General features: G+C 70.7%; 19 protein-coding genes. 8 read left to right on the top strand and 11 right to left on the bottom strand.

Translation table 11 applies throughout. The features are described from left to right. Nucleotides 1-4 precede the first annotated feature (4 nt). From OG247_RS33040 to OG247_RS33025, 4 genes are all read right to left on the bottom strand, one after another. On the bottom strand, nt 5-949 hold the full coding sequence (locus tag OG247_RS33040) for a carbohydrate ABC transporter permease (RefSeq protein WP_327255623.1): 945 nt from the start codon (nt 947-949) through the stop codon (nt 5-7). A 43-nt stretch (nt 950-992) separates the two neighbouring features. Next, the gene (gene ngcE / locus OG247_RS33035; protein WP_327255622.1) at nt 993-2,444 is read right to left on the bottom strand and encodes an N-acetylglucosamine/diacetylchitobiose ABC transporter substrate-binding protein; all 1,452 of its coding nucleotides are present in this window, start codon (nt 2,442-2,444) and stop codon (nt 993-995) included. A 305-nt stretch (nt 2,445-2,749) separates the two neighbouring features. Further along, nucleotides 2,750-5,479, bottom strand: a complete 2,730-nt coding sequence (gene acnA, locus OG247_RS33030) for an aconitate hydratase AcnA (RefSeq protein WP_327255621.1) — start codon at nt 5,477-5,479, stop codon at nt 2,750-2,752. A gap of 139 nt (nt 5,480-5,618) precedes the next feature. Continuing rightward, a complete protein-coding gene (locus OG247_RS33025; RefSeq protein WP_327255620.1) occupies nt 5,619-6,692 on the bottom strand; it encodes a LacI family DNA-binding transcriptional regulator in 1,074 nt (357 codons plus the stop codon). A 132-nt stretch (nt 6,693-6,824) separates the two neighbouring features. On the opposite strand from OG247_RS33025, the gene OG247_RS33020 reads away from it, so the two are divergent. From OG247_RS33020 to OG247_RS33000, 5 genes are all read left to right on the top strand, one after another. Next, nucleotides 6,825-8,783 carry an amidohydrolase gene (locus OG247_RS33020; RefSeq protein WP_327255619.1) on the top strand — a complete coding sequence of 653 codons (1,959 nt, stop codon included), beginning with the start codon at nt 6,825-6,827 and terminating at the stop codon, nt 8,781-8,783. A gap of 143 nt (nt 8,784-8,926) precedes the next feature. Further along, nucleotides 8,927-9,511 carry a MarR family winged helix-turn-helix transcriptional regulator gene (locus tag OG247_RS33015; RefSeq protein WP_327255618.1) on the top strand — a complete coding sequence of 195 codons (585 nt, stop codon included), beginning with the start codon at nt 8,927-8,929 and terminating at the stop codon, nt 9,509-9,511. A 67-nt stretch (nt 9,512-9,578) separates the two neighbouring features. Further along, nucleotides 9,579-11,108 carry a helix-turn-helix domain-containing protein gene (locus OG247_RS33010; protein WP_243331486.1) on the top strand — a complete coding sequence of 510 codons (1,530 nt, stop codon included), beginning with the start codon at nt 9,579-9,581 and terminating at the stop codon, nt 11,106-11,108. Nucleotides 11,109-11,366: 258 nt separating this feature from the next. Continuing rightward, on the top strand, nt 11,367-12,068 hold the full coding sequence (locus OG247_RS33005) for a hypothetical protein (protein ID WP_327255617.1): 702 nt from the start codon (nt 11,367-11,369) through the stop codon (nt 12,066-12,068). Between the two features lie 423 nt (nt 12,069-12,491). Next, a complete protein-coding gene (locus OG247_RS33000) occupies nt 12,492-13,259 on the top strand; it encodes a hypothetical protein (protein WP_327255616.1) in 768 nt (255 codons plus the stop codon). 26 nt (nt 13,260-13,285) lie between these two features. Here the strand turns inward: OG247_RS33000 and OG247_RS32995 are convergent, their stop codons facing one another. Next, the gene (locus tag OG247_RS32995; protein ID WP_327255615.1) at nt 13,286-13,933 is read right to left on the bottom strand and encodes an ADP-ribosyltransferase; all 648 of its coding nucleotides are present in this window, start codon (nt 13,931-13,933) and stop codon (nt 13,286-13,288) included. A gap of 272 nt (nt 13,934-14,205) precedes the next feature. On the opposite strand from OG247_RS32995, the gene OG247_RS32990 reads away from it, so the two are divergent. Beyond that, complete coding sequence (locus OG247_RS32990) at nt 14,206-14,790, top strand: excalibur calcium-binding domain-containing protein (protein ID WP_327255614.1); 585 nt, start codon at nt 14,206-14,208, stop codon at nt 14,788-14,790. A 131-nt stretch (nt 14,791-14,921) separates the two neighbouring features. After that, nucleotides 14,922-16,358 carry a cytochrome P450 gene (locus OG247_RS32985; protein ID WP_327255613.1) on the top strand — a complete coding sequence of 479 codons (1,437 nt, stop codon included), beginning with the start codon at nt 14,922-14,924 and terminating at the stop codon, nt 16,356-16,358. 3 nt (nt 16,359-16,361) lie between these two features. Here OG247_RS32985 and OG247_RS32980 read toward each other — a convergent pair whose 3' ends face one another. Then, nucleotides 16,362-17,939 (bottom strand): MFS transporter, encoded by a 1,578-nt coding sequence (locus OG247_RS32980; protein WP_442813479.1) that lies wholly within the window; start codon nt 17,937-17,939, stop codon nt 16,362-16,364. Between the two features lie 97 nt (nt 17,940-18,036). Here OG247_RS32980 and OG247_RS32975 point away from each other — a divergent pair, with 97 nt between their 5' ends. Beyond that, a complete protein-coding gene (locus OG247_RS32975) occupies nt 18,037-20,124 on the top strand; it encodes a S9 family peptidase (protein WP_327255612.1) in 2,088 nt (695 codons plus the stop codon). 158 nt (nt 20,125-20,282) lie between these two features. Here the strand turns inward: OG247_RS32975 and OG247_RS32970 are convergent, their stop codons facing one another. Genes OG247_RS32970 through OG247_RS32950 form a run of 5 tightly spaced genes read right to left on the bottom strand, consistent with a single transcriptional unit; the run spans nt 20,283 to nt 26,076 of the window. Continuing rightward, entirely contained in the window at nt 20,283-21,308 is a 1,026-nt protein-coding gene (locus OG247_RS32970; RefSeq protein ID WP_327255611.1) for an ABC transporter ATP-binding protein, read from the bottom strand. Then, entirely contained in the window at nt 21,305-22,342 is a 1,038-nt protein-coding gene (locus OG247_RS32965) for an ABC transporter ATP-binding protein (protein WP_327255610.1), read from the bottom strand. The genes OG247_RS32970 and OG247_RS32965 overlap by 4 nt, the downstream gene beginning before the upstream one ends. Then, a complete protein-coding gene (locus tag OG247_RS32960) occupies nt 22,342-23,328 on the bottom strand; it encodes an ABC transporter permease (protein ID WP_327255609.1) in 987 nt (328 codons plus the stop codon). Before OG247_RS32960 ends, OG247_RS32965 begins: the two co-directional genes overlap by 1 nt. Then, complete coding sequence (locus OG247_RS32955) at nt 23,325-24,308, bottom strand: ABC transporter permease (RefSeq protein WP_327255608.1); 984 nt, start codon at nt 24,306-24,308, stop codon at nt 23,325-23,327. The genes OG247_RS32960 and OG247_RS32955 overlap by 4 nt, the downstream gene beginning before the upstream one ends. A gap of 22 nt (nt 24,309-24,330) precedes the next feature. After that, a complete protein-coding gene (locus OG247_RS32950) occupies nt 24,331-26,076 on the bottom strand; it encodes an ABC transporter substrate-binding protein (RefSeq protein ID WP_327255607.1) in 1,746 nt (581 codons plus the stop codon). Nucleotides 26,077-26,137 lie beyond the last annotated feature (61 nt).

Below are 26,137 nucleotides of genomic sequence, written 5' to 3'. Positions count from 1 at the left end.
CCCGCTAGAACTCGACGTGCTCGCGGCGAGTGGCCCGCAGCGTGATGGCGGAGAGGATCAGGGTGAGGACGAGCATCACGACCCCCATGGCGCAGGCGTAGCCGGCCTTGCCGAAGTAGAGGAAGTTACGCATCAGCACCGTCGCCATGACCTCGCTGTGGTGGTCCGGTCCGCCGCCGAACTGGCCCGAGGTCATGGTCGACACGAGGACGAACATGTCCATCGCGGCGATGCCCAGATAGACCGCGGAAGTCTGTACAGAGTCCCACAGCAGGGGCAGCGTGACCTTGAAGAAGGTCTGGGCGCGCTTCGCGCCGTCGAGCAGGGCGGCTTCGTAGATGTCCTTGGGGATCGACTGCATGGCGGCCGAGAAGAGGACGAGGTAGAAGCCGACCCCGTGCCAGACCACGACGAGCAGCAGGCACCAGAGGACGAAGTTCGGCTCGTTGAGCCATTCGATGGGGTGGGCCGGATCGACCAGGCCCAGTTTGGTGAGGAATCCATTCAGCAGCCCTCCCTCGTCGCTGCGGTACACGGCTCCGAAGAGCACCGCGAGGATGGCGAGGGAGAGGACCTGCGGGAAGAAGTAGATCACCTTGTAGAGGGCGGAGCCCGCCACTCCCTGGACTCCGCCGGCTCCGCTGCGCCCTCCGGCGTTCAGCATGAAGGCGAAGAACAGGGAGATCAGGATGGTGATCGCCGGGACGAACACCAGGAGCAGCAGATTGTGCAGCAGCGCGCCGCGGAAGACCTCGTCCTTCATCAGGGCCGAGTAGTTGTCCAGCCCGACGAAGTCGAAGGTCGGTGACTGACCCGTCCAGTTGGTGAAGGAATAGCCGAACGTCTGAATGTACGGCCAGATGACAAAGGTCAGGTACAACGCGAGGGGCAGGATGAGGAAGCCGGCGATGAAGCCGCCCCGCCCCTTGCTGTTTGCTACGTGGCTCATGGTGTCCGTCCCTGGTGTTTCCGGGTGCCCGGTGGACGCGGTGTCAGCTGCGCTTGTTGTTCTTGGCGTTCGGGTCCTTCGTGGCCTTGTCTACCGCAGCCTGGGCCCGCTTGATCCATTCCTTGGGCTGGATGCGCTTGGCCATCAGCTCATTGGACGCGTTCTCCAGCTCGGTACCCATCTCGCTGTACCAGTCGCCGTAGCGGTAGTTGAAGGTGTTGTCCCCGGCCGCCTTGAGCGCCGTGACGGCCGACTGGGTACCCGGGCGGAGCTTGACCGCCGGGTCCACGCCGTCCTTGAGGACGGTGAGGGAGTTGGCCTGCTGGGCGAAGAGGGTGGACCACTCGCGCGACAGCATGGAACGGAGGAACTCCAGGCCGCCGGCCTTGTTCGCGGCCTTCTCCGGGACGATGAAGGGCTCGCCGGCGCCGGCGCGGATGGCCTCGAAGGGCAGCTTGGACCCGGGCAGCACCGGCATCGGCAGGAACTGCATGTCGAAGTCGTCCGGGGTCTGCTTGAGCTGCTCGTTCTCCAGCCAGGAGCCGGAGGTGATGAAGGCGGCCTTGCCCTGGTTCCACTGGGTCTGGGACTCGGTGTGCGTCAGGCCGTTGGTGCCGGCCATCAGCAGGTCCTTCTCGACGATCTCGTAGATCGCCTCGACCGCCTCGAGCGCCACCGGGTTGTTCGCGAAGGCGTTCGGCTCCAGGTTGTCGATCGCCTTCATGGCATCCAGGCCGCCCTTCTTGGCGATCAGGTCCATGATGGCGACGTTGATGTAGTACGGGTACTTGCCCTGGTGGGCCAGTCCGCCGATGCCGGCCGCCTTGGCCTTCTGGCAGATGTCCATGAACTCGGGCCAGGTCTTCGGCGCGGTCCAGCCCTTCTCCTTGAAGAGCTTGCCCGAGTACCACAGGCCCCAGACGGTGTAGACGTACTGCAGCGCGACGAACTTGCCGCCGATCATGCCGCCTTCGATGGTCCCGGGCATCAGCGTGTCCCGGACCTTCTTGGTCGGGTCGTCGAGCGACGGGGCGTCGAGCACCACGGTGAGGTCGGCGAGCTGGTTGCCCTTGGCGAGCACGTCCAGCTTGATCTGCTGCGCGCCCGAGTCGTCGACGACGTCCGGCGGGTTGCCGCCGTTGAAGCGCGGCTGGAGCTTGGAGGTGATCTCCTGGGTGGAGAGGTGCGAGGAAGTGGTGCCCCACTTCTTGTCGAACGCCGCTTCCCAGGCCTTGGCGTAGTCGTCGCCGTAGCCGCCCTTGAAGACGACCACGTCGAGCTTGCCGCCCTTGGCGACGCCGAACGGGTTCTCCTTGGTGACGGCCACCTTGGACTCGTTGCCCTTGGTCGTCTCGTCGGAGCCGGAGGCGCACGCGGACAGGAAGCTCATCGTCGGAACCGCGATGAGGCCGAGTGCCGCGGAGCGCTTGATCAGGTCCCGGCGGCCGAAGCCCTCACCGTTGCTGTTCTCGCCGTGGGCGGAGGTGGATCCCATGCTCAAGTCCTCGCCTTCGTCAGGAGTGTGAAGGAGGAAGGAAAGTGCGACTGCTGCCGCCCAGCGGACATCACCGCAGGTCCCCGCCATCCCCCCGCCCGGAGCCGCTCGTTTCGCGGTGACCCGGACGGGCACAGGTATAGTCCACTTCCGCTCCTGTGAGCAAGATCATGTACCGGTATGGGCCCCTACTTTTCCGAGTTGAGACCTCACCGTCACCTGAGCCGGACCGTCGGAGCCGCCCGCAGAAACGGAAGGGCCGTACCCCCTTAACGGAGGTACGGCCCTTTGGTGCCGGTATGCGCTTAGCCGCGGATGAGGTTGCGGAGCACGTACTGCATGATGCCGCCGTTGCGGTAGTAGTCGGCCTCGCCCGGGGTGTCGATGCGGACGACCGCGTCGAACTCCACGCCGGTGTCGGTGGCGACCTTGACCGTGCGCGGGGTGGTGCCGTTGTTCAGCTCCTCCACACCGGTGAAGGAGAAGGTCTCCTCGCCGGTGAGGCCCAGGGAGGCCGCCGTGACGCCCTCGGGGAACTGCAGGGGCAGGACGCCCATGCCGATCAGGTTGGAGCGGTGGATGCGCTCGTAGGACTCCGCGATGACGGCCTTGACGCCGAGCAGGGCGGTGCCCTTGGCGGCCCAGTCGCGCGAGGAGCCCGAGCCGTACTCCTTGCCCGCCAGGATGACCAGCGGGATGCCGGCGGCCTGGTAGTTCTGCGAGGCGTCGTAGATGAAGGAGACCGGGGCGCCCTCGACGGTGAAGTCGCGGGTGAAGCCGCCCTCGGTGCCCGCCGCGATCTGGTTGCGGAGGCGAATGTTGGCGAACGTACCGCGGATCATGACCTCGTGGTTGCCGCGGCGGGAACCGTACGAGTTGAAGTCGCGGCGCTCGACGCCGTGCTCGGTGAGGTACTTGCCGGCCGGGGTGTCGGCCTTGATGGCGCCGGCCGGGGAGATGTGGTCGGTGGTGACCGAGTCGCCCAGCTTCGCCAGCACACGGGCGCCGGCGATGTCGGAGACCGGGGTGGTCTCCATCGTCATGCCCTCGAAGTAAGGGGGCTTGCGCACGTAGGTGGACTGCGGGTCCCACTCGAAGGTGTTGCCGGTCGGGATGGACAGCGCCTGCCACTGGGCGTCGCCCGCGAAGACGTCCTGGTAGGACTTGTTGAACATGTCCTCGCCGATCGCGTTCGCGACGACGTCGTTGACCTCGGCCTCGGTGGGCCAGATGTCCTTCAGGAAGACCGGGTTGCCCTCGGAGTCGGTGGCGATGGCGTCCCTGGTGATGTCCACCTTCATGGAGCCCGCGATGGCGTACGCGACGACCAGCGGCGGGGAGGCCAGGTAGTTCATCTTGACGTCGGGGTTGATGCGGCCCTCGAAGTTGCGGTTGCCCGAGAGGACCGAGGTGACCGCGAGGTCGGCGTCGTTGATCGCCTTGGAGATCTCCTCCTCCAGCGGACCCGAGTTGCCGATGCAGGTGGTGCAGCCGTACCCGACGAGGTTGAAGCCCATCTTGTCGAGGTACGGGGTCAGGCCGGCCTTGTCGAAGTAGTCGGTGACGACCTTCGAGCCCGGGGCCAGGGTGGTCTTGACCCACGGCTTGCGGGCGAGGCCCTTCTCGACGGCCTTCTTCGCCACGAGCGCGGCGGCGACCATGACGTAGGGGTTCGAGGTGTTGGTGCACGAGGTGATCGCGGCGACGGTGACGGCGCCGTGGTCGATCTCGAAGGAGGTGCCGTCGGCCAGGGTCACCGGGGTGGGCTTGGTGGGCACACCGTTGGTGGACGCCGGGGAGTCGGACGCCGGGAAGGACTCCTTGCCGGACTCCTCGTCGTCGGTGACGTAGTTGCGCACGTCCTGCGCGAACTGCTGCGAGGCGTTCGCGAGGATGATGCGGTCCTGCGGGCGCTTGGGGCCGGCGATGGAGGGGACGACCGTGGAGAGGTCGAGCTCCAGCTTCTCGGAGAAGTCCGGCTCGGCGGCCGGGTCCAGCCACAGGCCCTGGGCCTTGGCGTAGGCCTCGACGAGCGCGACCTGCTGGGCGTCGCGGCCGGTCAGGCGCAGGTACTTCAGGGTCTCGTCGTCGATCGGGAAGATCGCGGCGGTGGAACCGAACTCCGGCGACATGTTGCCGATGGTGGCGCGGTTCGCCAGCGAGGTGGCGGCGACGCCCTCACCGTAGAACTCGACGAACTTGCCGACGACGCCGTGCTTGCGGAGCATCTCGGTGATGGTCAGCACGAGGTCGGTGGCGGTGGTGCCGGCCGGCAGCTCGCCGGTCAGCTTGAAGCCGACGACGCGCGGGATCAGCATGGAGACCGGCTGGCCGAGCATCGCGGCCTCGGCCTCGATGCCGCCGACGCCCCAGCCCAGTACGCCCAGGCCGTTGACCATCGTGGTGTGCGAGTCGGTGCCGACGAGGGTGTCGGGGTACGCCTGGCCGTTTCGGACCATGACCGTGCGGGCCAGGTGCTCGATGTTGACCTGGTGGACGATGCCGGTGCCCGGGGGGACGACCTTGAAGTCGTCGAAGGCGGTCTGGCCCCAGCGCAGGAACTGGTAGCGCTCCTTGTTGCGGCCGTACTCCAGCTCGACGTTCTGCGCGAAGGCGTCCTTCGTGCCGAACTTGTCGGCGATGACCGAGTGGTCGATGACCATCTCGGCGGGCGAGAGCGGGTTGATCTTCGCCGGGTCGCCGCCGAGGGCCTTCACGGCCTCGCGCATGGTGGCGAGGTCCACGACGCAGGGGACGCCGGTGAAGTCCTGCATGATCACGCGGGCCGGCGTGAACTGGATCTCCTCGCTGGGCTGGGCCTGCGAGTCCCAGCTTCCGAGCGACCGGATGTGGTCGGCGGTGATGTTCGCGCCGTCCTCGGTACGGAGCAGGTTCTCCAGCAGGACCTTCAGGCTGTAGGGAAGGCGGGCGGAGCCCTCGACCTTGTCCAGCTTGAAGATCTCGTACGACTCGTCGCCCACCTGCAGCGTGCTGCGGGCGTCGAAGCTGTTCGCCGACACGACAGTCTCCTTCATGCATGAATTCGCGCGTATTGCCGCAATCCTGCCGCGAGGCACTCTGGCCTTTCCGCTAAGGTGAGGCTAAGTTAGGTAACCCTTACCAACGGGGCGGCTGCGGCACGTCCGGGGCAGATATCTCGATGTCGAGATAACTCTAGTACATGCCGGGGGCGCGGGACGAGGCACGCACCCTCAGGCCCGCCGGTACCGTCAGCCGACCAGTGGATTCCGCATGTCCGGATTCGATGAGCTTGACCAGGGACGAAACCGCCGTTTCGGCAATCCGCTCGGGATCGAAGGTGACGGTGGTCACGGCAGGTTCGTTCTCGGCGTACGCCGGGTCCTCACTGGCACAGACCAGCAGCAGGCCCTTCTCCCCCGGACCCGCGGCCGGTCCGGCGCCGGGGGCGGCGCCGGGGATGGCGATGCCGTGGCGCGCGGCTGCGGCCAGCACCTGCCGGCCCCCCGGGTCGTACACGCAGTAGACGGCGTCGGGCCGGTCCGGCCGGTGCCGCCCGTCCGGCCCCGCGAAGGCGGAGTCGAAGGCGTGTCCGGCGTCGTCATTGGGGTCGAAGGGGATCACGAGCGGGGTCCGGCGCCGCTCGGCGCACCAGTGTTCATAGGCTGACGTGACGGCCCCGGTGTAGAACTCGCGGCCGTAGCCCGCGTGCAGCGCGATCCGCCGGGCCCCGGAGGCCTCCAGGTGGTCCAGCACCTCGCGGGTGGTGGCGGTGTGGTCGTTGTCCACCCATACGTCGCCCGGCCGCGGATCGGCCGGAGGCCCGTCGAAGACCACCGGCAGCCCCCGCGCCCGCAGTGCGCGCAGCACCGGGTCGTCGGCCGGGCTGTCGAGCAGCAGCATCCCGTCCACGGCCAGGGTGTGCCACAGCGGCTCGGCGCCCCGGTCGGCGGGCAGCGTGGTCAGGGCGTAGCCGTGGGCGTGCGCCGCCGAGGTGGCGGCGATGAGCAACCGGGCGTAGTAGGCGATCCGGGCGAAGTCCCAGGCGAAGCCCGCGTACGTGGTCACCGCGATGCCCAGGCTGCGGTTGTGCGGGCCGCGCCGGGCTCCGTAGCCGAGGGCCCCGGCGACCTCGCGCACCCGGCGGCGGGTGGACTCGCCGAGGCGGCCGGTGCCGTTGAGCGCGTGGGAGACGGTCGCGGTGGAGACCTCGGCGGCGCGGGCGATGTCGGCGAGGGTCGGACCGGGAACCGGCGCGGGCGGAGGCATCGGGACATGTCCTGATGCGTGAAGAAGGGGGGCGGGCACGGCGCCATCGTACGGATTTCGTCGCCGGAGGCGGCTTCTGGTTAAGCCCTTAACCAAACAGCCTCCTGGCCACGCCAACGTTTTGGAGTGTGCATGCAGTCTTCCCCTTCCCCCCGGTCCCCGCTGTCCGGCCGCTCCCCCCTGTCCCGCCGGGGGCTCCTCGCGGCCGCCGGAGCCGCGGGCGCGGCGGGCCTGCTGGGCGCGGGGCCCGCCGCGGCGGCCGCCCCGCCCGCCGCCCCGCCCGCCGGCGGGCGCAACTCGGCCGCGATGGTGATCCGCAACGCCTCGGTTTTCACGGGGGTCACCGGGACCGAACGCCGGGGGCCCGTGCGGGCCGTCGCGGTCGGCCGGGACGGGAAGATCCTGGCCACCGGGACCGACGCGGCGCTGCGCCGGTACGTGGGCCGGGACACCGAGGTGGTCGACGCCCGCGGCAACACCGTGATGAGCGGGATCCACGACGGCCACGTCCACCCGCTCGGGGCCGGCGAACGCTCGCTGTCCCCCTCGCTGGAGAGCGCGGAGACCACCCCGGCCGAGCTCCTGGCGATCCTGACCGGCTTCCTCGCCGACACCGGCGGCGCGGGCGCCGAGCCCGACGGCTGGCTGGTGGTCGAGGACTGGAACCCGGTCGGGCTCCTCCCCGTGGGCACCGCTCCGCACCACTCGGTGCTGGACGCGCTCCCGACGCGGCGGCCCGTCGTCCTGATCGGCGGCGACGGGCACAACCTGTGGGCCAATCAGCGGGCCCTGGACATCGCCGGGATCACGGCGGCCACGCCCGACCCCGTCGGCGGCAAGGTGGTCAAGGGCGCGGACGGGAAGCCGACGGGCGTCCTCAAGGACGACGCACAGGGGCTGGTGAGGCGCCTGATACCCGAGCACACCCGCGCCGAGCTGGTGGCGGCCTGCGCCGAGGTGCTGGGGCTGGCGGCCGCGTCCGGGGTCACCACGATGATGGACGCCCTGGTGGGGCGACACGAACTGGAGCTGTACCAGGCTCTCTCCGCGGCGGGCAGGCTGCCGCAGCGGATCGTCCCGGCGATCCGGCTGGACGCGGACCAGGCCAAGGACCCGGCGGGCTCGCTGGCGTACGCACGGGGCCTGCGCAAGGACTTCGGGGGCGTTGCGGGGATCCGGTTCGGGATGATCAAGGTCTTCCTCGACGGGGTCATCGAGTACCCGGCGCAGACCGCCGCCCTGTTGGAGCCGTACCTCGACGCGAACGGCAAGCCGACCGCGAACCGGGGCGAGCTCTACACCTCGGCCGCGGACTACGGCCGGCTCAGCGCCGCCTTCAACCGGGCGGGCTGGCAGATGCACGCCCACGGGCTGGGCGACCGGGCGGTACGCACCGCTCTGGACGGGTACGAGTACGCCCGCAAGGTGACGGGGCAGCGGGACGCCCGCAACGCGGTGGCGCACCTGCAGATCGTGAACCCCGCGGACCTGCGGCGCTTCGCGCGGCTCGGGGTCGCGGCGTGCATGCAGCTCCAGTGGGCGGCGCGGGACACCTGGACGGTGGAGGCCCTGCTCCCCTACATCGGGCCCGAGCGGCACCGGTGGCTGTACCCGGCGCGCAGCCTGGAGAAGGCGGGCGCACGGCTGACGGGCGGTTCGGACTGGCCGGTGGACGCCCTCCAGGTGTGGAACCAGCTCCGGACGGCGATCGACCGGCAGGGCTCGGAAGGGGCGGGTGAGCTGTACCGGGCGCAGGAGGCGCTGAGCCGGGACACCACCTTGCGGATGCACACCTCCGGGACGGCCTGGCAGCTCCGCCAGGAGGAGCTGACCGGCACGCTGGAGCCGGGCAAGGCGGCGGACCTGGTGGTCCTGGACCGGGACGTGACGCGCTGTCCGGTGGCCGACATCAGCGGGACGGGCGTACGGATGACCCTGGTCGGCGGCCGCGTGGTGCACGAGGCGGATTCCGCGTCGGGCCGGGCGGCTTCGGCCCGGCTGGCCCGCGCCGCGGCGGCGGGCGCGCGCCCGGCCTCGTACGCCTCGGTCCACGGCGGCGGCAAGGGCCGGCACCACGCCTGCGGGCACTGAGGATGCTCCGGGGCGGGGACTCCTTGCGATCCCCCGCCCCGGGCGGCCACGTCCGCCGGTTCGCCGCCGATCGGCGGGGAGCGGGCGAACCGGAGCGGGGGGAGCCGGCTCTCGGGGGTCGGGTAGGGGACGGCGTAGACGGCGTGGTCTGCCTCGCTCAGCGTGCTCGGCACCGTCTTGCCGATGCTGTCCTCGATGAAGAGGTTCCGCTCCGGGATCATCTCCTCCCGGTCCTGTCCGACGAGGACGAACTCGTCGAGGCCGAGGGCCTCGAACCAGGCGTCGAGGTGGCGGGCGTGTCGGCGAAGCGGTACGCGCCGCGGGGCTTCCCGGAGCGGCCCATCCCGATGGGGTCGGGGGCGAGGACGCGGACCCGGCCCCCGATCCGGGGCAGTACGCCCCGCCACAGGTGCCACCGCAGCGACCTGGTCGCCGTCATCAACGAACTCGCCGAACGCGGGCTGGTCGAGAGGACCCCCGACCCCGCCGACCGGCGGCGCAACGTCATCACCCTCACGGCCGGCGGCCGCCGGCCGGCGCCGCCTGCCCGCAAGCTGGAGCAACTGCTCGCCGCGGCCCAGGAGGAGCTTCTGTCCCCTTTGTCCGCAGCGGAGCGCGAGCAACTCGTCGGGCTGCTCGGCCACCTCGTCGCGCCCCACACACACGCCGGCCCACGATGGGAGCTGACGACCGGTAAGTCCCCTTTGGGGCCCGTTGATGCCCGTTGATGCCCACTGACACCCGTCTGCCACGCCCAACGCGATCGACATCTCATATCTGAGATACGGTGCATCCATGGCAGACGACTACCTCGTACGCATCGGCAAGCTCATCCGTGACGCCCGGCAGCACCGGGGCTGGACACAGAGTCAGCTCGCGGACGCTCTCGGCACCAGCCAGAGCGCCGTGAACCGGATCGAGCGCGGCAACCAGAACATCAGCCTTGAGATGATCGCGCGCATCGGGGAAGCCCTCGACAGCGAAATCGTCTCCCTCGGCTACGCCGGTCCGATGCACCTGCGTGTGGTCGGCGGCCGCCGCCTGTCCGGCGCCATCGACGTCAAGACGAGCAAGAACGCGTGCGTGGCCCTGCTGTGCGCCTCACTGCTCAACAAGGGCCGTACGGTCCTTCGCCGGGTCGCCCGCATCGAGGAGGTCTACCGCCTCCTCGAGGTCCTGAACTCCATCGGCGTCCGCACCCGCTGGATCAACGACGGCGTCGACCTGGAACTCGTACCGCCGGCCCGCCTCGACATGGACGCCATGGACGCGGACGCGGCCCGCCGCACCCGCAGCATCATCATGTTCCTCGGTCCCCTCCTCCACCGGATGGACCACTTCAAGCTGCCCTACGCGGGCGGCTGCGACCTCGGCACCCGCACCATCGAGCCGCACATGATCGCCCTGCGCCGCTTCGGCCTGGACATCACCGCGACCGAGGGCATCTACCACGCCCAGGTCGAGGCCGGGATCTCCCCGGACCGCCCGATCGTACTGACCGAGCGCGGGGACACCGTCACCGAGAACGCGCTGCTGGCCGCCGCCCGGCACGACGGCACCACCGTCATCCGCAACGCCTCCTCCAACTACATGGTCCAGGACCTGTGCTTCTTCCTGGAGGCGCTCGGCGTCCGGGTCGACGGCGTGGGCACCACGACCCTGACGGTCCACGGCGTCCCGAACATCGACGTCGACGTGGACTACTCCCCCTCCGAGGACCCGGTCGAGGCGATGAGCCTGCTGGCCGCGGCGGTCGTCACGGAGTCCGAACTCACCATCCGCCGGGTCCCGATCGAGTTCATGGAGATCGAGCTCGCGGTCCTGGAGGAGATGGGCCTCGACCACGACCGCTCCCCCGAGTACACGGCCGACAACGGCCGCACCCGCCTGGTGGACCTCACCGTCCGCCCGTCGAAGCTCGAAGCGCCGATCGACAAGATCCACCCGATGCCCTTCCCCGGGCTGAACATCGACAACGTCCCCTTCTTCGCCGCCATCGCGGCCGTGGCCCAGGGCCAGACCCTGATCCACGACTGGGTGTACGACAACCGCGCCATCTACCTCACGGACCTCAACCGCCTCGGCGGCCGCCTCCAACTCCTGGACCCCCACCGCGTCCTGGTCGAGGGCCCCACCCGCTGGCGCGCGGCAGAAATGATGTGCCCCCCGGCCCTGCGCCCGGCGGTCGTCGTCCTCCTGGCGATGATGGCGGCCGAGGGCACCTCGGTCCTGCGCAACGTCTACGTCATCAACCGCGGCTACGAGGAACTGGCGGAGCGCCTCAACTCGGTGGGCGCACAGATCGAGATCTTCCGGGACATCTAGGAAGTCGGACGTGGCGCATCGAAGCGAGCGTTGCCAACACCCCCTCGGAAGTTGCCACTGACCTGCGGTAATTCATTCCGCCGCCCCTCGGTACTGCGGCGCGAGGCCCCGTCACCCCCCAACGGAGGGTGACGGGGCCTCGGTCATTTCAGGATCGTTCACGCCGTGTCTCACCTGCCGTGCACGGCGCCGAGCAACGTCAACAGTTTGTATAAGATCCGCGCGAAGTGACGCGCTTTGCCACCCGAGGAGCCCTCTGTGAGTCGTACCCGCACACCGTTGTCCACCATCGCCCTGGCTGCCGTTCTTGCGCTCGCCTCGACGGGCTGCCAGGACTCCGGGGGCGACGGGAACGAGCCTCCGAAGCCGCGGTACGACTCCAGCGCCCTCACTCCGGCAGAGAAGCGGTTCATGGATGTGATGTGGGAGGTCGGCAACCGCGACACGCTCCAGAAGGCGACGGCTCAGGAGATCGCGGCCTCGCCCCGCTATTACGCGATCCAGTGCATGAGCGACGCGCAGCAGCGGGCGAAGTTCGTCGACGAGAACGACCGCGATCCGAAGTTGACGCCGGAGCAGCGGGTGAAGCTGCTGGAGTCCTTCGAGCGGGACCTGTGCGCGAACACGGCGGCCGGCGATCCGGAGAAGGCTGCGCCCGACGCGGCCCAGGACGTCGAACTCGGCAAGCCGGAGATCACGACGAAGTACTCGATGACCGAGATGAAGATCCCGCTCACGGTCACGAACCACAGCTCGAAGAAGTCGAACTACTCGGTCGAGCTGGAGTGGGTCGACGCGGAAGGTACGCGGGTGCACAACGAGACGGCGTACATCGAGAACGTGCGGCCGACCCAGGCGACGAAGAAGAACCAGGACGTCTACGCCGAGGAGGCCGTGATGGAGAAGATCAAGGATCTGCCGGTGAAGATATCGGGTGTGAAGCGCACCGAGTCGTTCTGAGATCAGCCGCGCTTCCGGCCCGGCGCACCCTCCCCGGCCCCGTCACCGCCGCCGCCCCAGCGCCTGGCAGAAGGAACGGCATGGACAGCCTGACGGGTTCGCTCCCGGGCCCCCGGAGGGCGACAGGTACGGCGGCATCATCGCGGGAACCGAGCACGGGCGTTGGCGGCAGCAGCCGCAGCGGTGGGTGTGCCGGTGAGCGCGCATACGCTTCAGCGGCGTGCGGGCCGGCCGGCTTCGGTGTTCGGGGTGTCGGGCGGCGTTCGCGGATGAGGGTCACCGATCAGTACCGCGACGTCTGGGAAGTCGAGCGAGGTCCCTGCCTTCGGGCGGGTGCCTTCGTCATGTTCAGGGATGTCCCCACGGCTTCGTCGGCCGGGCGCTAAGCTCCCCCGGAATTCGACGAAGTGTCAGAGGAGCCCCGTGCCCAGCCTGCCCACCTACGGCGCGCCCCTACCGGACCAGCCTCCGCCGCCGGGCCGGTTCGGTTCCCCGCAGAGGACCCTCCTGGGATGCGGCGGGATGGCGACGGTCTTCCTCCTGCTACTCCTGGTCGTCGCGGCGTGCTCCGAAACGACGCCGGCGAAGCCCCTGCCGGCGCCTACGGTCACCGCCACGGTCACCGTCACCGCACAGCCCACACCTGCTCTCCGTGCCATGCCCCAGATCGTGGGATCCACGTACGCGGACGCCGCGAAGCAGATCGAAGTCCTCGGCGGAGGCTCCCTGCAGCGCAGGAGCGTCTATACGGACGTCGTCCTCCCCGCCGATACCGGCGCCTGGCTGGTGTGCATCCAGGGACCGGCCCCGGGCGAAGGGATCACCAACGGCGGACAGCGGGTTGCCCTGGCCGCGCCGGATGCGACATGCCCGGAGGGGGAAGGGACTCGACTCCACCCGGAGCCCCGACCGACCCCCACTCCGCCCCCGGCACCGGCCCCCGCGCCCCCGACGGGGGACGGCAAGGGGTCGTCCTCCGGGGGCAGTAGCAGCGGCGGCACGCCCTCCGGAGGCGGCAGCACGAGCGGAGGCGCGAGCGGCGGAGGCACAAGCGGCGGCGGAGGCAGGAGCGGCATCCAGTTCGGCCAGTCCTGCTCTCCTGTCGGCGCCAGCGCGACGACGTCGGACGGCCGCCCGGCGAAGTGCTTCATGGGCAGGGACGGCCACGCACGCTGGGGATACCGGAACTAGCCCGATGCCCGGGTGGAACGACGGCTTCAGCCCGGGTAGTTGGTGCGCCAGGGCTCGTAGTACGGGTTGTCCTCGCAGCGTTCCATGATCTCCACCTTCTTCACCGTGTCCACCGGGCAGACGGCCACGATGAACGAGCGTGCGATGCCGCCCGGGAAGGCCACCTCGACCTGAGAGGCGTACTTGTGGGTGTCGCCGATGGTCTGGTTGACGTCCACGCCGCCCGGGGCGTCGATGTAGTAGTTCCAGCCACTCTTCCAGGACTTGTACAGGTCGTGGTTGTAGGTCGTGGAGACGTACGGGGAGGCCTGGTTGACCAGGACGTAACTCTCGATGTCGTACTGGCCGTTCAGGGTGTCCCTGGGCAGGAAGCCCTCCTCGAAGACCACCGACGGCGGGCGGCCGTCCGAGCGGTAGAGCTGCTTGCAGTTGATCCGCCAGGACGGGGAGGGAGTGATGCGCCCCACCTCCACGCGTTCGTCGGCGGCGGCGAAGAGGTGGTCCCGGACCCGGGGACAGGAGTTCGCGGGAGCTGCCGCGTGGAGCGATCCGGGAGCGGAGGCCGGGGCGGCGGCGGGTGCGGACGCGGAGGCGGAAGCCGGGGGCAGCAGGGCGGCGGCGAGGGCGGTCGCGAGCACGGCGGCGCGACGGCGCAGGGCACGAAGGGTGATCATGGGTCCACCCTGGTGCCGTCGGGCTGCGCCCCGGGGCATCCTCACCCGTTGGTGAGCGTGTCGAATTTCGCCTCGACTGCCTTGCACAGGGCGCGAGTTGATGATGGAACGATCCTGCTGGGCCGGAGCGCGTCGGGGGGCTCTGGGTAGGCTCGCGCACCACGGCGGTTCCATGCCGCGTGATCTTGGGGGGTCATTTCATGTCCGTACATCGAGGCGTTCTTCGGGACGTTCATCGAGGCGTTCATCGAGGCATTGCCCTGGCAGCCGCCGTGGGGGCCGCCGTCCTGCTCCTCGCCGGGTGCGGGGAGCCGGCCACCCCGAAGGGCAAGGACTCCGGCAAACCGGCATCCGCACCCACCCCGACCGGGTCCGGGCCCTCGATGCCGGGGCTCATCGGGAAGACCTCCGCCGAAGCCGGGGCCCTCGTCGCACCGGTGCTCCCCAAGCCGGTCGAGGCGCGCAGCGCCTACGACGACGTCCCGCTCGCCGCCGATCACGGCCAGTGGACGGTCTGCTTCCAGACCCCGGCTGCGGGCACGCCCGTGGCGGGCGACACCTCCGTCGAGATCTCGCTCGTCGCACCCGGGATCCAGTGCCCGGCCGCGGCCGGCGCCTCCCTGCATCCGCCCAAGGGGTCGAGCCCCGCCAAGACCCCGGTCCCCTCCGCGGACCCGGGCCATCCGAAGCCGAAGCAGCCGAAGTCCAGCCCGACCCCGGCCCCCGGCCCCCGGGACGTCCACTACAAGAACTGCACCGAGGCCAAGGCCGCCGGCGCCGCCCCGATCCGGCGCGGCGAACCCGGCTACGGCAAGCACCTCGACCGGGACGGCGACGGCATTGCATGCGACAAGTAGGAGGGGAGGGAGAGGGGCCGGGGCGCCCCGCGCTGCGGCGAAATTCGGCCATGCGCCCGCAAGCCTAGCCCCCGGTGGGGGTCCGCCCCCAGAATCGCCCGGTCGGCACAGTTCTGAGGGCGGGCGGAGCCATGGCATCAGCGCAAGCGGCACGGACGGGCACCGGTGGCGGTACGGAGATACCCCGGCTGGAGGGCGCCCCGCTGCTCGGGTCGCTCGCCGACCTGAAGTCGGACGCCCTCGGTACGTATCAGCGGGCGCGGCACCGGCACGGTGACGTCGTGCGGATCACGGCCGGTCCGCCGGGGCTGCGCACCGAGCTGCACTGCGTGTTCTCGGCGGAGGGGGCGCAACAGGTCCTGGCCTCGCAGGCGGCCAACTTCCGCAAGGACAACGCCCTGTACCAAGAGGTCCGCGACGCCCTCGGCAACGGCCTGCTCACCAGCCAGGACGAGGACTACCTGCGCCAGCGGCGGCTGGTCCAGCCGCTGTTCACCAAGCGCCGGGTGGACGGGTACGCCGAGGCGGTGGCGACCGAGACCGCCTCCGCCCTCGCCACCTGGGACGCGGCCCCGGACGGGGTCGTCGACGTCGCGGACGAGATGATGACGCTGGCGCTGCGCGCCGTCGCCCGGATCCTCTTCGGTACCGACGTGGACGCCACCGCCGATGTCGTGGACCGGTGCTTTCCGGTCATCACCGCCTATGTGATGCGCCGCGGCTACTCTCCCGTCAACCTCCCCCGCACCTGGCCCACTCCGGGCAACAAGCGGGCGGCCGCCGCGATGGACGAGCTGTACGCGGTGTGCGACGGGATCATCGCCGAGCGCCGCCGGAGAGCGGGAGCGAGCGCGGGAGCGAGTGAGGGGGCGAGTGAGGGGGCGAGTGAGGGGGACGGCCAGGATCTGCTGTCGCTGCTCGCCGCCGCGAGCAGCGCGGACGACGGGGAGTTCGACGCCACCGAGCTGCGCGAACAGGTCCTGATCTTCCTGCTCGCCGGGCACGAGACGACCGCCACCTCGCTCGCCTTCTCCCTCCACCTGCTGGCCCGCCATCCCGATCTCCAGGACCGGGCCCGCGCCGAGATCGCCGCGGTCCTGGGCGACCGTACGCCCGGGGCCGCCGACCTCGACCGGCTCCCGTACCTCGCCCAGGTGCTCAAGGAGGCCATGCGGCTCTACCCCGCGGCCCCCGTCCTCGGCCGCCGCTCGGTCGCCGCGGCCGAGGTCGACGGGCACATCATCCCGGCCGGCGCCGATGTGATCGTGGCGCCCTGGGTGACCCACCGCCACCCCGCCTACTGGCCGGACCCGGAGCGCTTCGACCCCGACCGGTTCACCCCGGAGGCGGAGGCGGCCCGGCCGCGTTACGCCTGGCTGCCCTTCGGCGGCGGTCCGCGCGCCTGCATCGGACAGCACTTCTCCATGCTGGAGTCGGTGATCGCGCTGGCGATGCTGCTGCGGGCCTACGAGTTCGAGGCGGTGGACACCGAGATCTCCGTCGTCGCCGGGATCACCCTGCTCACCGCCAGTCCGGCACGCTGCCGGATCCGTCGCCTGGAGACCTGAGGATCAGGCGCCCCGGGGGTCAGAGCCCGCCGCCGGTGTGTGGTTGCCCTGGAGGCGGGCGAGGTCGGAGGGCCGCACCTGGATGACGAAGAGTGCGATGAGTGCCGTGACCAGGGTGAACGCGGCCGCCGCCACGAAGGCGGCGCTGACGCCCGAGGTGAGGACCTGGTCGCTCCAGGGCTTGGGGTACTGCTTGGTCTTGGCGAAGAAGAGTTTCTGCTCGGGGGTGGCGGTGCGCAGGAACGAGCCCGCCTGGTCCCTGGCCTCGTTGCGGCTGGCCGTGCCGAAGACCGTGACCAGGATGGACAGGCCCAGCGAGCCGCCCACCTGCTGCATCGCGTTCAGCAGTCCGGAGGCCGCACCCGATTCCCGGTCGGGGACGTTCGAGAGGGCCATCAGGGTCAGGGAGACGAACTGCATGCCCATGCCGGCGGCGAACAGCAGCATCGGGCCCAGGATGCTGCCCAGGTAGGTCGAGTGGATGTCGGTCTGCGTGAGCCAGGCCAGTCCGGCGGCCGAGAACAGCGAGCCGGCCACCATGAAGGGTTTGGGCCCGAACTTGGGCAGCCCCTGGGAGGTGATCCCCGCCGTCACCGCGATCATCGCGCTGACCGGCAGGAAGGCGAGCCCGGCCCGCAGCGGGCTGAACCCCAGCACGTTCTGCACGAACAGGGTCAGGAAGAAGAACATGCCGAAGATCGCGCAGGCGAAGAAGAGCATGATCGCGTAGGTGCCGGCCCGGTTGCGGTCGGCGAACATGTGCAGCGGGGTGATGGGCTGGGGCGAGCGCCGTTCGTTGATGACGAAGAGGGTCAGCAGGACCACGGCCGCCGCGAAGGAGCCGAGCGTCAGCCCGTCCAGCCAGCCGTCCTGGGACGCGCGGATGAATCCGTAGACCAGGGCGACCATGCCGAGGGTGGAGAGCAGGGCGCCCGCGAGGTCGAAGTGTCCGGGCCGGCGCGCGGATTCGCGGATCACCTTCGGGGTGACCAGGGCGATCAGCAGGGCGATCGGGACATTGACGAAGAGCACCCAGCGCCAGTTCAGCCACTCCACGAGCACCCCGCCGGCCAGCAGCCCGATCGCGCCGCCGCCGGCGGAGACGCCGGCGAAGACCCCGAAGGCCCGGTTGCGTTCGGGTCCTTCGCGGAAGGTGGTGGTGATCAGCGCGAGGGCGGTCGGCGAGGCGATGGCGCCGCCGACGCCCTGGAGGGCGCGTGCGGCCATCAACTGGCCGGCGTTCTGGGCGAACCCGCCCAGCAGCGAGGCCAGGCCGAAGAGGAGGACGCCGAAGATGAAGACGCGCCGCCGACCGAGGATGTCGCCGGTGCGGCCGCCGAGGAGCAGCAGGCCGCCGAAGGTGAGGGTGTAGGCGTTGACGACCCAGGACAGGCTCTCGGTGGAGAAGTCGAGTGCGGTCTGGATGTGCGGCAGCGCGATGTTCACGATGGTGATGTCGAGAACGACCATGAGCTGGCAGGAGGCGAGCACGAGCAGGGCTAGTCCGTGACGGCCTTCCTTGCCTTGGACCTTGCCGTCGGTCCCGGTGCTGGTACTGCTCGGCGTAGCGTTCGGGTCCACTTTTTCGACGCTAAACCTGTACCCGGGGTGTCACCACTCGAACGGCCTAGTCTATGCGACATATGCCATGTGGTATTTCACATGACACACTGATTTCATGGATCGCATGGATGACTTCCTCAGGCTCTCCGCGAGCACGGCCCGGTTCACCTACGGCGCCCCGCGCGCCTTCTCCTTCGGCGACGAAGGCAGGCTCCTCTGGTTCCTCCGCTCCACCGGCCCCACCGATCCCTTCGACAGCCTCTGGGTCCTGGACACCGCCACCGGCACCGAAACCCGGCTCGCCGACCCCCGCGAACTGTCCCCGGAGCCCGCGCCCCTCCCCGTCGTCGAGCGCCGGCTGCGCGAGCGCTCGCGCCTCGTCGCCGCCGGGATCGGCTCCTACGCCCTCTCCGCCGACGGGCTCACCGCGGTGTTCGCCCTCTACGGGCGCCTCTACGAAGTCACCCGCGCGGCCGATGCCGGAACGCCCGCGCAGCCCAAGGAACTCCCCACCGCCGGGCCCGTCTTCGACCCGCGCCCGAGCCCCGATGCCTCGCGCATCGCCTACGTCACCGGCGACGCCCTCCACACCGTCCCCGGCGGCCGGATCAGCCCCGACGACGGAGCCCGCTGGGGCGTCTCGGAGTTCGCCGCCGCCGAGGAGCTCGACCGGCACCGGGGGCACTGGTGGTCCCCCGACGGGGAGCGCCTGCTGGCCGCCCGCGTCGACGAATCCGCCCTCCAGCGGCGCTGGTTCGCCGACCCGGCGCACCCGGAACTGCCGGCCCAGGACTTCGCCTACCCCGAGGCGGGCGGCCCCAACGCCGACGTGCGGTTCTGGGTGATCGGACCGGGCCCGGACGCCGCGGTGCGGCTCGACTGGGACACCGAGACCTACCCGTACGTCTCCGACGCGGAGTGGGACTCTCCCGCCGAGATCCTGCTCACCGTGCGGGACCGGCTCCAGCAGAACGTCCTGCTGCTCTCCGCCGACCCGGACACCGGGCGCACCCGGGAGCTGTCGCGCACCACGCACCCCCAGTGGGTGGACCCCATGCTCCCCGGCACCCCGGCACGCCTGGCCGACGGCCGGATGCTCACCTCGGCCGACACCCCCGGCGGGGCGGCCCGCGCGCTCGCGCTGGACGGCGTACTGCTCACCGGAGACGGGCTCCAGGTCCGCAGGGTGGCCGGCACCCACGGGAACCGGCTGCTGATCGAGGCCGGGCGGCGCGACCCCGCCGAGCAGCAGGTGCTCCTGCTGGACCCGGACACGGGCGAGGTGACCCCGCTCGCGGACGGGCCCGGGGTGCACACCGTCCAGGCCGCGGCCGGGATCCTGCTGCTGACCTCCGCCGACGCCGACGGGATCCGGCGCGTCCTGCGGACCGCCGACGGGAGAGAGTTCGTCCCCGGCGACCTGTCGCAGCCACTGCCGTACCGGGTGGTCCCGGTGCTGGAGCGGGTCACCGAGCACGGGGTGCCCACCGCCCTGGTGCTGCCGCGCGGGCACGTCCCCGGCACGCGGCTGCCCGTCCTGATGGACAGCTACGGCGGCCCCGGCATGCAGGACGTCAGCGCCGAGCCGCGCCGCTGGCAGCACCGGCAGTGGTGGGCCGACCAGGGCTTCGCCGTGGTCACCGTCGACAACCGCGGCACCGCGCACGTCTCGCCGCGGTTCACCCACGCCATGTACCGGGGCTTCTCCGAGGTCACCCTGGAGGACCAGGTCGCCGCCCTCCAGGCGCTCGGCGCGCGCCACGCCGACCTCGACCTGACCCGGGTGGGCATCCGCGGCTGGTCGTACGGCGGGTACCTGTCCGCGCTCGCGGTGCTGCGCCGCCCGGACGTCTTCCACGCGGCGGCGGCCGGGGCCGCGCCGACCGACTTCCGGCAGTACGACACGGCGTACACCGAGCGGTACCTGGGGCTGCCCCAGGCGCACCCGGAGGTGTACGAGCGGGACAGCCTGCTCTCCGACGCGGCGGGGCTGCGCCGGCCGCTGCTGCTGGTCACCGGGCTGGCCGACGACAACGTCCACCCCTCGCACACCCTGCGGCTCTCGCAGGCCCTGACCGACGCGGGCCGCCCCCACCAGCTCCTCGCGCTGCCGGGCGTCACGCACATGACTCCGGGCGGGGTACGGGAGAAGGTCATGGCGCTGGAGCTGGAGTTCTTCCGCAAGGAGCTGGGCCTGGTCTGAGGCGTGGCGGTGGCCCGGCCCCCGAGCCGGGCCGAGCCGGGCCGCCACCGCCACCGCCACCGCCACCGCCACCGGAACGACGGGAGGGCCCCGGAGCGAGATCATCGCTCCGGGGCCCTCCCCGTGCCCGGGTTCCCCGCCGGTCCCCCGGGCCGCGGCTACGCCATGTGGCAGGCCACCTCACGGGAGGCGACCGTCCGCAGCAGCGGCCGTTCGGTGCGGCAGATCTCCTGCGCCACCGGGCACCTGGGGTGGAAGGTGCAGCCGGGGGGCGGGGCGGCCGGACTCGGCGGGTCGCCGAGCAGCACGATCCGCTCGCGCCGCCGCTCAGCCGCCGGGTCGGGCAGCGGAACGGCGGACAACAGCGCCCTGGTGTAAGGGTGCTGGGGGTTCTCGTAGAGCGACTTCTTGTCGCCCATTTCCACGATCCGGCCGAGGTACATGACCGCGACCCGGTCGCTGACCCGTTTGACGACCGAGAGGTCGTGCGCGATGAACACGTAGGCCAGGCCCAGTTCGGCGCGCAGCCGCTCCATCAGGTTGACGATCTGTGCCTGTACGGAGACGTCGAGCGCCGAGACCGGTTCGTCGGCGATGATCAGCCGGGGGCTGGTGGCGAGCGACCGGGCGATGCCGATGCGCTGCGCCTGACCGCCGGAGAACTCGTGCGGATAGCGGTCGATGTGCTCCGGGATCAGTCCGACGAGCTCCATCAGTTCGGCGGCCCGGCGGCGGGCGTCCGCCGCGCTCGAACCCTGCACCAGCAGTGGGTCGGAGATGATCCGGGCCACCGTCTGGCGGGGGTTGAGGGAGGAGTGCGGGTCCTGGAAGACCATCTGGAGGTTCCGCCGCAGGGGCCGCAGGGCGCCCTGGGAGAGCCGGCTGATGTCCTTGCCGTCGAACTCGACGCTTCCGGAGGTCGGTTCCAGCAGCCGGACCAGCATCCGCCCGGTGGTGGACTTGCCGCAGCCCGATTCGCCCACGAGGCCCAGGGTCCGGCCGGCCTCCAGGTCGAAGGAGACTCCGTCGACGGCGCGCACGGGCGCCCCCCGGCGCCCGGTCGCGGTCCGTTTGCCGGGGAAGGACATCGTCAGGTCGCGCACCCGCAGCAGCGGCGGAGGGGTCCCGCCGCGGGCCGCCGGGACCCGGTCGGCGCCGGTGTCCGGCTGGTTCGTCGTGGTCATCGGGTCACCTCCCGGACGGCGCCCGCGAAGTGGCAGGCGGACTCGCGGCCGGCGTCGCCGTAGGGGCGCAGTGCGGGCCGCACCGTGGCGCAGCGCTCGCGGTCCGCGTCCTCGGCCGCGGCGGCCACGGGGCAGCGCGGGGCGAAGGCGCATCCCGGGGCCGGGGCGAGCAGGGAGGGCGGGGAGCCGGGGATGGCCCGCAGCGGCTCGTCGTCGGCGTCGTCCAGCCGAGGGAGGGAGTCGAGGAGCCCCCGGGTGTAGGGGTGCGCCGGGTCGGCGAACAGGTCGTCCACCGGGGCCTGTTCGGCGGCCCGGCCGCCGTACATGACGAGTACCTCGTGGGCGACCCGGGCGACCACGCCCAGATCGTGGGTGATCATGACGACGCCGAGTCCGCGCTCCTGCTGGAGCCCGGCGATCAGCTCCAGGATCTGCGCCTGCACGGTGACGTCGAGGGCGGTGGTGGGCTCGTCGGCGATCAGCAGGTCGGGTTCGCAGGCCAGCGCCATGGCGATCATCGCGCGCTGGCGCATGCCGCCGGAGAACTGGTGCGGGTACTCCCCCGCCCGGCGGGCGGGTTCGGGGATGCCCACCTCGCCGAGCATGTCGACGGCGCGCCGTTTCGCGGCCGCCCGGCCGGCCCGGAAGTGGACCCGGAAGTGCTCGGCGATCTGCTCGCCGACCGTGTAGTACGGGTGCAGGCTGGACAGCGGGTCCTGGAAGATCATGGCCATCTTGCGGCCGCGCAGCTTGGAGAGCTCCTTCTCGGACTTGGTGGTCAGCTCCTGCCCGTCGAGGGCGATGGAGCCGCCGATCTCGGCGCCCCGGTGCAGGCCCATGACGGCGAGGGAGGTGACGGACTTGCCCGAGCCGGACTCGCCGACGATGCCGAGCGTGCGGCCGGCCTCGACGGTGAAGCCGAGGGAGTCGACGGCGCGCACGGTGCCGCGCGGCGTGCTGAACGTGACCTGCAGGTCGCGTACTTGAAGCAAAGGGGCTTCGGGCGCTTCGGGTGCTTCGGGAGGAGGAGCCATCAATACCTCACCCTCGGGTCGATGACGGCGTACAGGAGGTCGACGGCGAGGTTCGCGACGACGATGAAGAAGGCGGCCAGCAGGGTGACCCCGAGCACGACGGGCTGGTCCGAGCTGACCAGGGCCCCGTAGAACAGCCGCCCGATGCCCGGGAGTCCGAAGATGGACTCGGTGATGACGGCTCCGGCGAGCAGGCCGCCGAGGTCCATGCCGAAGATGGTGAGGATCGGGGTCATCCCGGAGCGCAGTCCGTGTTTGACCACGACGGTGCGCTCGGGCATTCCCTTGGCGCGGGCGGTACGGATGTACGGCTCGGCCATCGCCTCGATCATCGAACCGCGGCTCTGGCGGGCGTACATGGCGGCGTAGAGCAGGGCGAGCGCGGTCCAGGGCAGGAGCAGGTTGCTCGCCCAGGCCAGGGGGTTGTCGGTGAAGGCCTGGTAGGCGGGGTAGGGCAGGAGCCCGGCGATCCGGATGACTCCGTAGATGAGCATCACGGAGGTGAAGTACACGGGCAGGGAGGCGGCGGCGACCGCGCCGACCATGAGGACCTTGTCCGTGACCGTGTCCTTGCGCAGGGCGGCGGTGACTCCCGCGCCGAGCCCCAGGACGAGCCAGAGGGCGGCGGCGCCGACCGCGAGGGAGGCGGAGACCGGGAGCCGGTCCATCAGCAGGTCCCATACCGGCAGGGAGTTCTCGTAGGAGTAGCCCAGGCAGGGGAAGTCGCACTGGACGGCGTACTGGCCGGTGCCGAGGGTGCGTCCGGTGAAGATCCCGGTGAGGAACTCGCCGAACTGCCGCCACAGCGGCCGGTCCAGGCCGAGGTACGCGCGTACGTCGGCCAGCCGCTCGGCGCTGCAGGTCTTGCCGCAGGCGGCCGCGGCCGGGTCGGAGGGGAGCACGTAGAAGATGAGGAAGGTGACGGCGGCGATGGCCAGGAGGACGCCGGCGAGGGCGAGCAGCCGGCGCGCGAGGTAGAGGATCACGTCCGGCCGCCCCTCGGGTCGAGGATGTCGCGCAGGGCGTCGCCGAGCAGGGTGAAGGCGAGGACCGCGAGGAAGAGGAAGAGGCTGGGGATGACGAAGTACATGGGGTCGGTCTCGTAGAAGGCCACGGACTCGGCGATCATCTGGCCCCAGGAGGGGGTCGGCGGGCGCACGCCGACGCCGAGGTAGCTGAGCGCGGCCTCGGTGCTGATCATGCCGGGGATGAGCAGGGTGGTGTAGGCGATCACCGGGCCGGAGACCCCTGGGAGGATGTCGCGGGTCAGGATCCGCCAGGAGCTCGACCCGCCGACGCGGGCGGCGTCCACGTACTCGCGGTGTTTGAGGGAGAGGGCCTGGCCGCGGACGACGCGGGCGACACCGGGCCAGCCGAAGACGCCGATGACGACGGTCATGAGGACGATGCGGTTGACGTCCTTGGCCACCGACAGCATCGCGATCATGAAGATGAGGGACGGGAAGGACATCGTCAGGTCCATCAGCCGGGACAGGACGGCGTCGGTGCGGCCACCGAAGTAGCCGGCGGCGATTCCGGCGGCGGTGCCCGTCACGACCACGATGGCGGTGGCCGCGAAGGCGATGAGGAGCGAGACCTGGGCTCCGTGGACGACGCGGGCGAACAGGTCGCGGCCGCTGACGGGTTCCACGCCGAGCCAGTGCTCGGGGCTGATCCCGCCGAAGGAGCCCAGCGGCTGGCCGCCGAGGTAGGGGTCGATGGCGGACTTGTCGAACTCGTCCGGGGACCAGCCGCCCAGCGCGCCCAGCCAGGGGGCGGTGGCGGCCATCAGGACGAAGAGCAGGACGACGCAGAGGCTGACGCGGACGGCGGGGCGGCGGCGGAGTTCCCGCCGGGCGAGCTGCCAGGGGCTGCTGCCCGGGGGGACGGCCCCGGCCGGTGCGCCGTCCGGGGCTGCCGGACGGGCGGCGCCCGGTCCGGCGGCGCCCGGTGCGGTGGTGGTCATGGTGTCAGGGGCCCTCGCGTCCTCAGCCCTGGCTCTTCGAAGGGTCCTTGAGGCCGACGGTGGCGTAGTCGATCTGGCCGACCCAGACGGGGTGGCCGAAGGCGCCGGCGATGTTGGTGCCGACGAGCAGCGGCTTGCGCTCCAGCAGGAGGGGGATGGCCGGGGACTTCTTCATGATCTCGGCGTCGAGGTCGATCCAGGCCTGGTTGGCCTGCTTGGCGTCGGCCATGGCGTTGATCTCGTCGATCCGCTTCATCGTGGCGTCGTCGCGGAACTGGGCGTTGTTGCCCTGGTTGCCCTTGTCCTTGATGGTGCGCCCGTCGAAGACGAAGGGGATCCAGGTGGAGCCGGACGGGTAGTCGGGGCACCAGCCGGCGAGCGACATGTCGGGGGTGGTGGAGAGGTCGCCGATGACGTCGTAGTAGGCGCCCGGGTCGACCGTGTCGATGACGACCTCGACGCCGGCACGGGCGAGGCCCTGCTGGAGGGCCTCCGCCTTGCCCTTGTCGCCGGTGGAGACGGCGAGCGAGACCTTCAGGGTCTCCTTGCCGGCCGCCTTGAGGAGTTCCTTGGCCTTGGCGGGGTCCCCGGACGGGGCGATCTTGAGGGTGTCGGCCTGCTTGCCGCCGGACATGGCCGGGGGCAGGTAGGCGGTGGCGATCTCGTTGAGGGCCGGTCCGCCGCCCGCGGTGATCACGGCCTCCTTGTCCACGGCGTACTGGATGGCATCGCGGACCTTGGGGTCGTTGAAGGGGGCGCGCGAGTTGTTGAGGTGGAGCATCTCGGTACAGCCCTGGGACTCGGCCAGCAGCCGCGACTTGATCTCCGGCTTGGGCAGCACCTTGGGGGCGCTCTCGGGCCGCATGTCGGACCACTGGACGGAGGAGGCGTCGGCGCCCTCCCCGGCGATGATCCGGTCGTCGATCTGGCCGCCCTTGAGACCCATGACGACCACGAACTTGTCGGGATAGGCCTTGCGGACGGTGTCGGTCTTGGCGTCCCAGTGCTCGTTGCGGACCAGGACCAGCTTCTTGTCGCGGTCGTACGACTCGATCTTGTACGGGCCGGAGGAGAACGGGCGGGCGTCGTACTGCGTGCCCTTCTCCTGGGACTCCGGGACCGGGGCGAAGGTGGGGAGGGTCGCGGTCGCGGAGAACTCGGCGACGGGACGCTTCAGTTCGAAGACGATCGTGCGGTCGTCGGGGGTCTTGACGGAGTCGAGGTGCTTGCCCTGGAGCGGGCCCTTGTAGCCCTCGGTACCGGCGAGGTACTGGGCGGCGTAGTCGGGGCCGCCCGTGAGGTCGGGTGCCATCGAGCGCTCGACGTTGTACTTGATGTCCTGCGCCTTGATGGGCGAGCCGTCCTCGTACTTCACGCCCTCCTTCAGGGTGAAGGTCCAGGTGCGGCCGCCGTTGGAGGAGGTGCCGAGGTCGGTGGCGAGGTCGGGGACGAGCTCGCTGCCGGCCTTGCCCGGCTCGGCCTTGAAGGTGACCAGGGTGCGGTAGAGGAGGCGGGTGCCGAAGTCCATGGTCGGCATGACCCAGTTGCGGGCGGGGTCGAGGTGGGCGAAGTCCTGGTTGGACAGGACGGTGAGGGTGCCGCCCTTGACGGGCGCGCCGCCGAGGATCTTCCCGTCGTTGGCGGAGGCGGGGTTGGAGGCCCCGGCACCTGCGGCGGAGCCCTTCTTGGGGTCGGAGCAGCCCGAGGCGCCGAGTGCGAGTGCGGCCACCAGGGCGGTGGCGAGGGCGAGTTGGGTGCGCTTGGTCATGGGTCACTCCAGTGAAGGGCCGCGCTCTATGATGTGACCGGTAACATAGTAATGTGAAATT

The sequence above is a fragment of the Streptomyces sp. NBC_01244 genome (assembly GCF_035987325.1).
Lineage (GTDB): Bacteria > Actinomycetota > Actinomycetes > Streptomycetales > Streptomycetaceae > Streptomyces.
The sequence above is the reverse complement of the archived record's forward strand: the minus strand, read 5'-3'. Positions and strand labels throughout refer to the sequence as shown.

Bases quoted from the DNA above. Each gene is read 5' to 3' on its own strand.
- OG247_RS33040 (WP_327255623.1), bottom strand. From the start codon at position 949: ATGAGCCACGTAGCAAACAGCAAGGGGCGGGGCGGCTTCATCGCCGGC.
- ngcE (WP_327255622.1), bottom strand. From the start codon at position 2,444: ATGGGATCCACCTCCGCCCACGGCGAGAACAGCAACGGTGAGGGCTTC.
- acnA (WP_327255621.1), bottom strand. From the start codon at position 5,479: ATGAAGGAGACTGTCGTGTCGGCGAACAGCTTCGACGCCCGCAGCACG.
- OG247_RS33025 (WP_327255620.1), bottom strand. From the start codon at position 6,692: ATGCCTCCGCCCGCGCCGGTTCCCGGTCCGACCCTCGCCGACATCGCC.
- OG247_RS33020 (WP_327255619.1), top strand. From the start codon at position 6,825: ATGCAGTCTTCCCCTTCCCCCCGGTCCCCGCTGTCCGGCCGCTCCCCC.
- OG247_RS33010 (WP_243331486.1), top strand. From the start codon at position 9,579: ATGGCAGACGACTACCTCGTACGCATCGGCAAGCTCATCCGTGACGCC.
- OG247_RS32995 (WP_327255615.1), bottom strand. From the start codon at position 13,933: ATGATCACCCTTCGTGCCCTGCGCCGTCGCGCCGCCGTGCTCGCGACC.
- OG247_RS32985 (WP_327255613.1), top strand. From the start codon at position 14,922: ATGGCATCAGCGCAAGCGGCACGGACGGGCACCGGTGGCGGTACGGAG.
- OG247_RS32975 (WP_327255612.1), top strand. From the start codon at position 18,037: ATGGATCGCATGGATGACTTCCTCAGGCTCTCCGCGAGCACGGCCCGG.
- OG247_RS32970 (WP_327255611.1), bottom strand. From the start codon at position 21,308: ATGACCACGACGAACCAGCCGGACACCGGCGCCGACCGGGTCCCGGCG.
- OG247_RS32965 (WP_327255610.1), bottom strand. From the start codon at position 22,342: ATGGCTCCTCCTCCCGAAGCACCCGAAGCGCCCGAAGCCCCTTTGCTT.
- OG247_RS32955 (WP_327255608.1), bottom strand. From the start codon at position 24,308: ATGACCACCACCGCACCGGGCGCCGCCGGACCGGGCGCCGCCCGTCCG.
- OG247_RS32950 (WP_327255607.1), bottom strand. From the start codon at position 26,076: ATGACCAAGCGCACCCAACTCGCCCTCGCCACCGCCCTGGTGGCCGCA.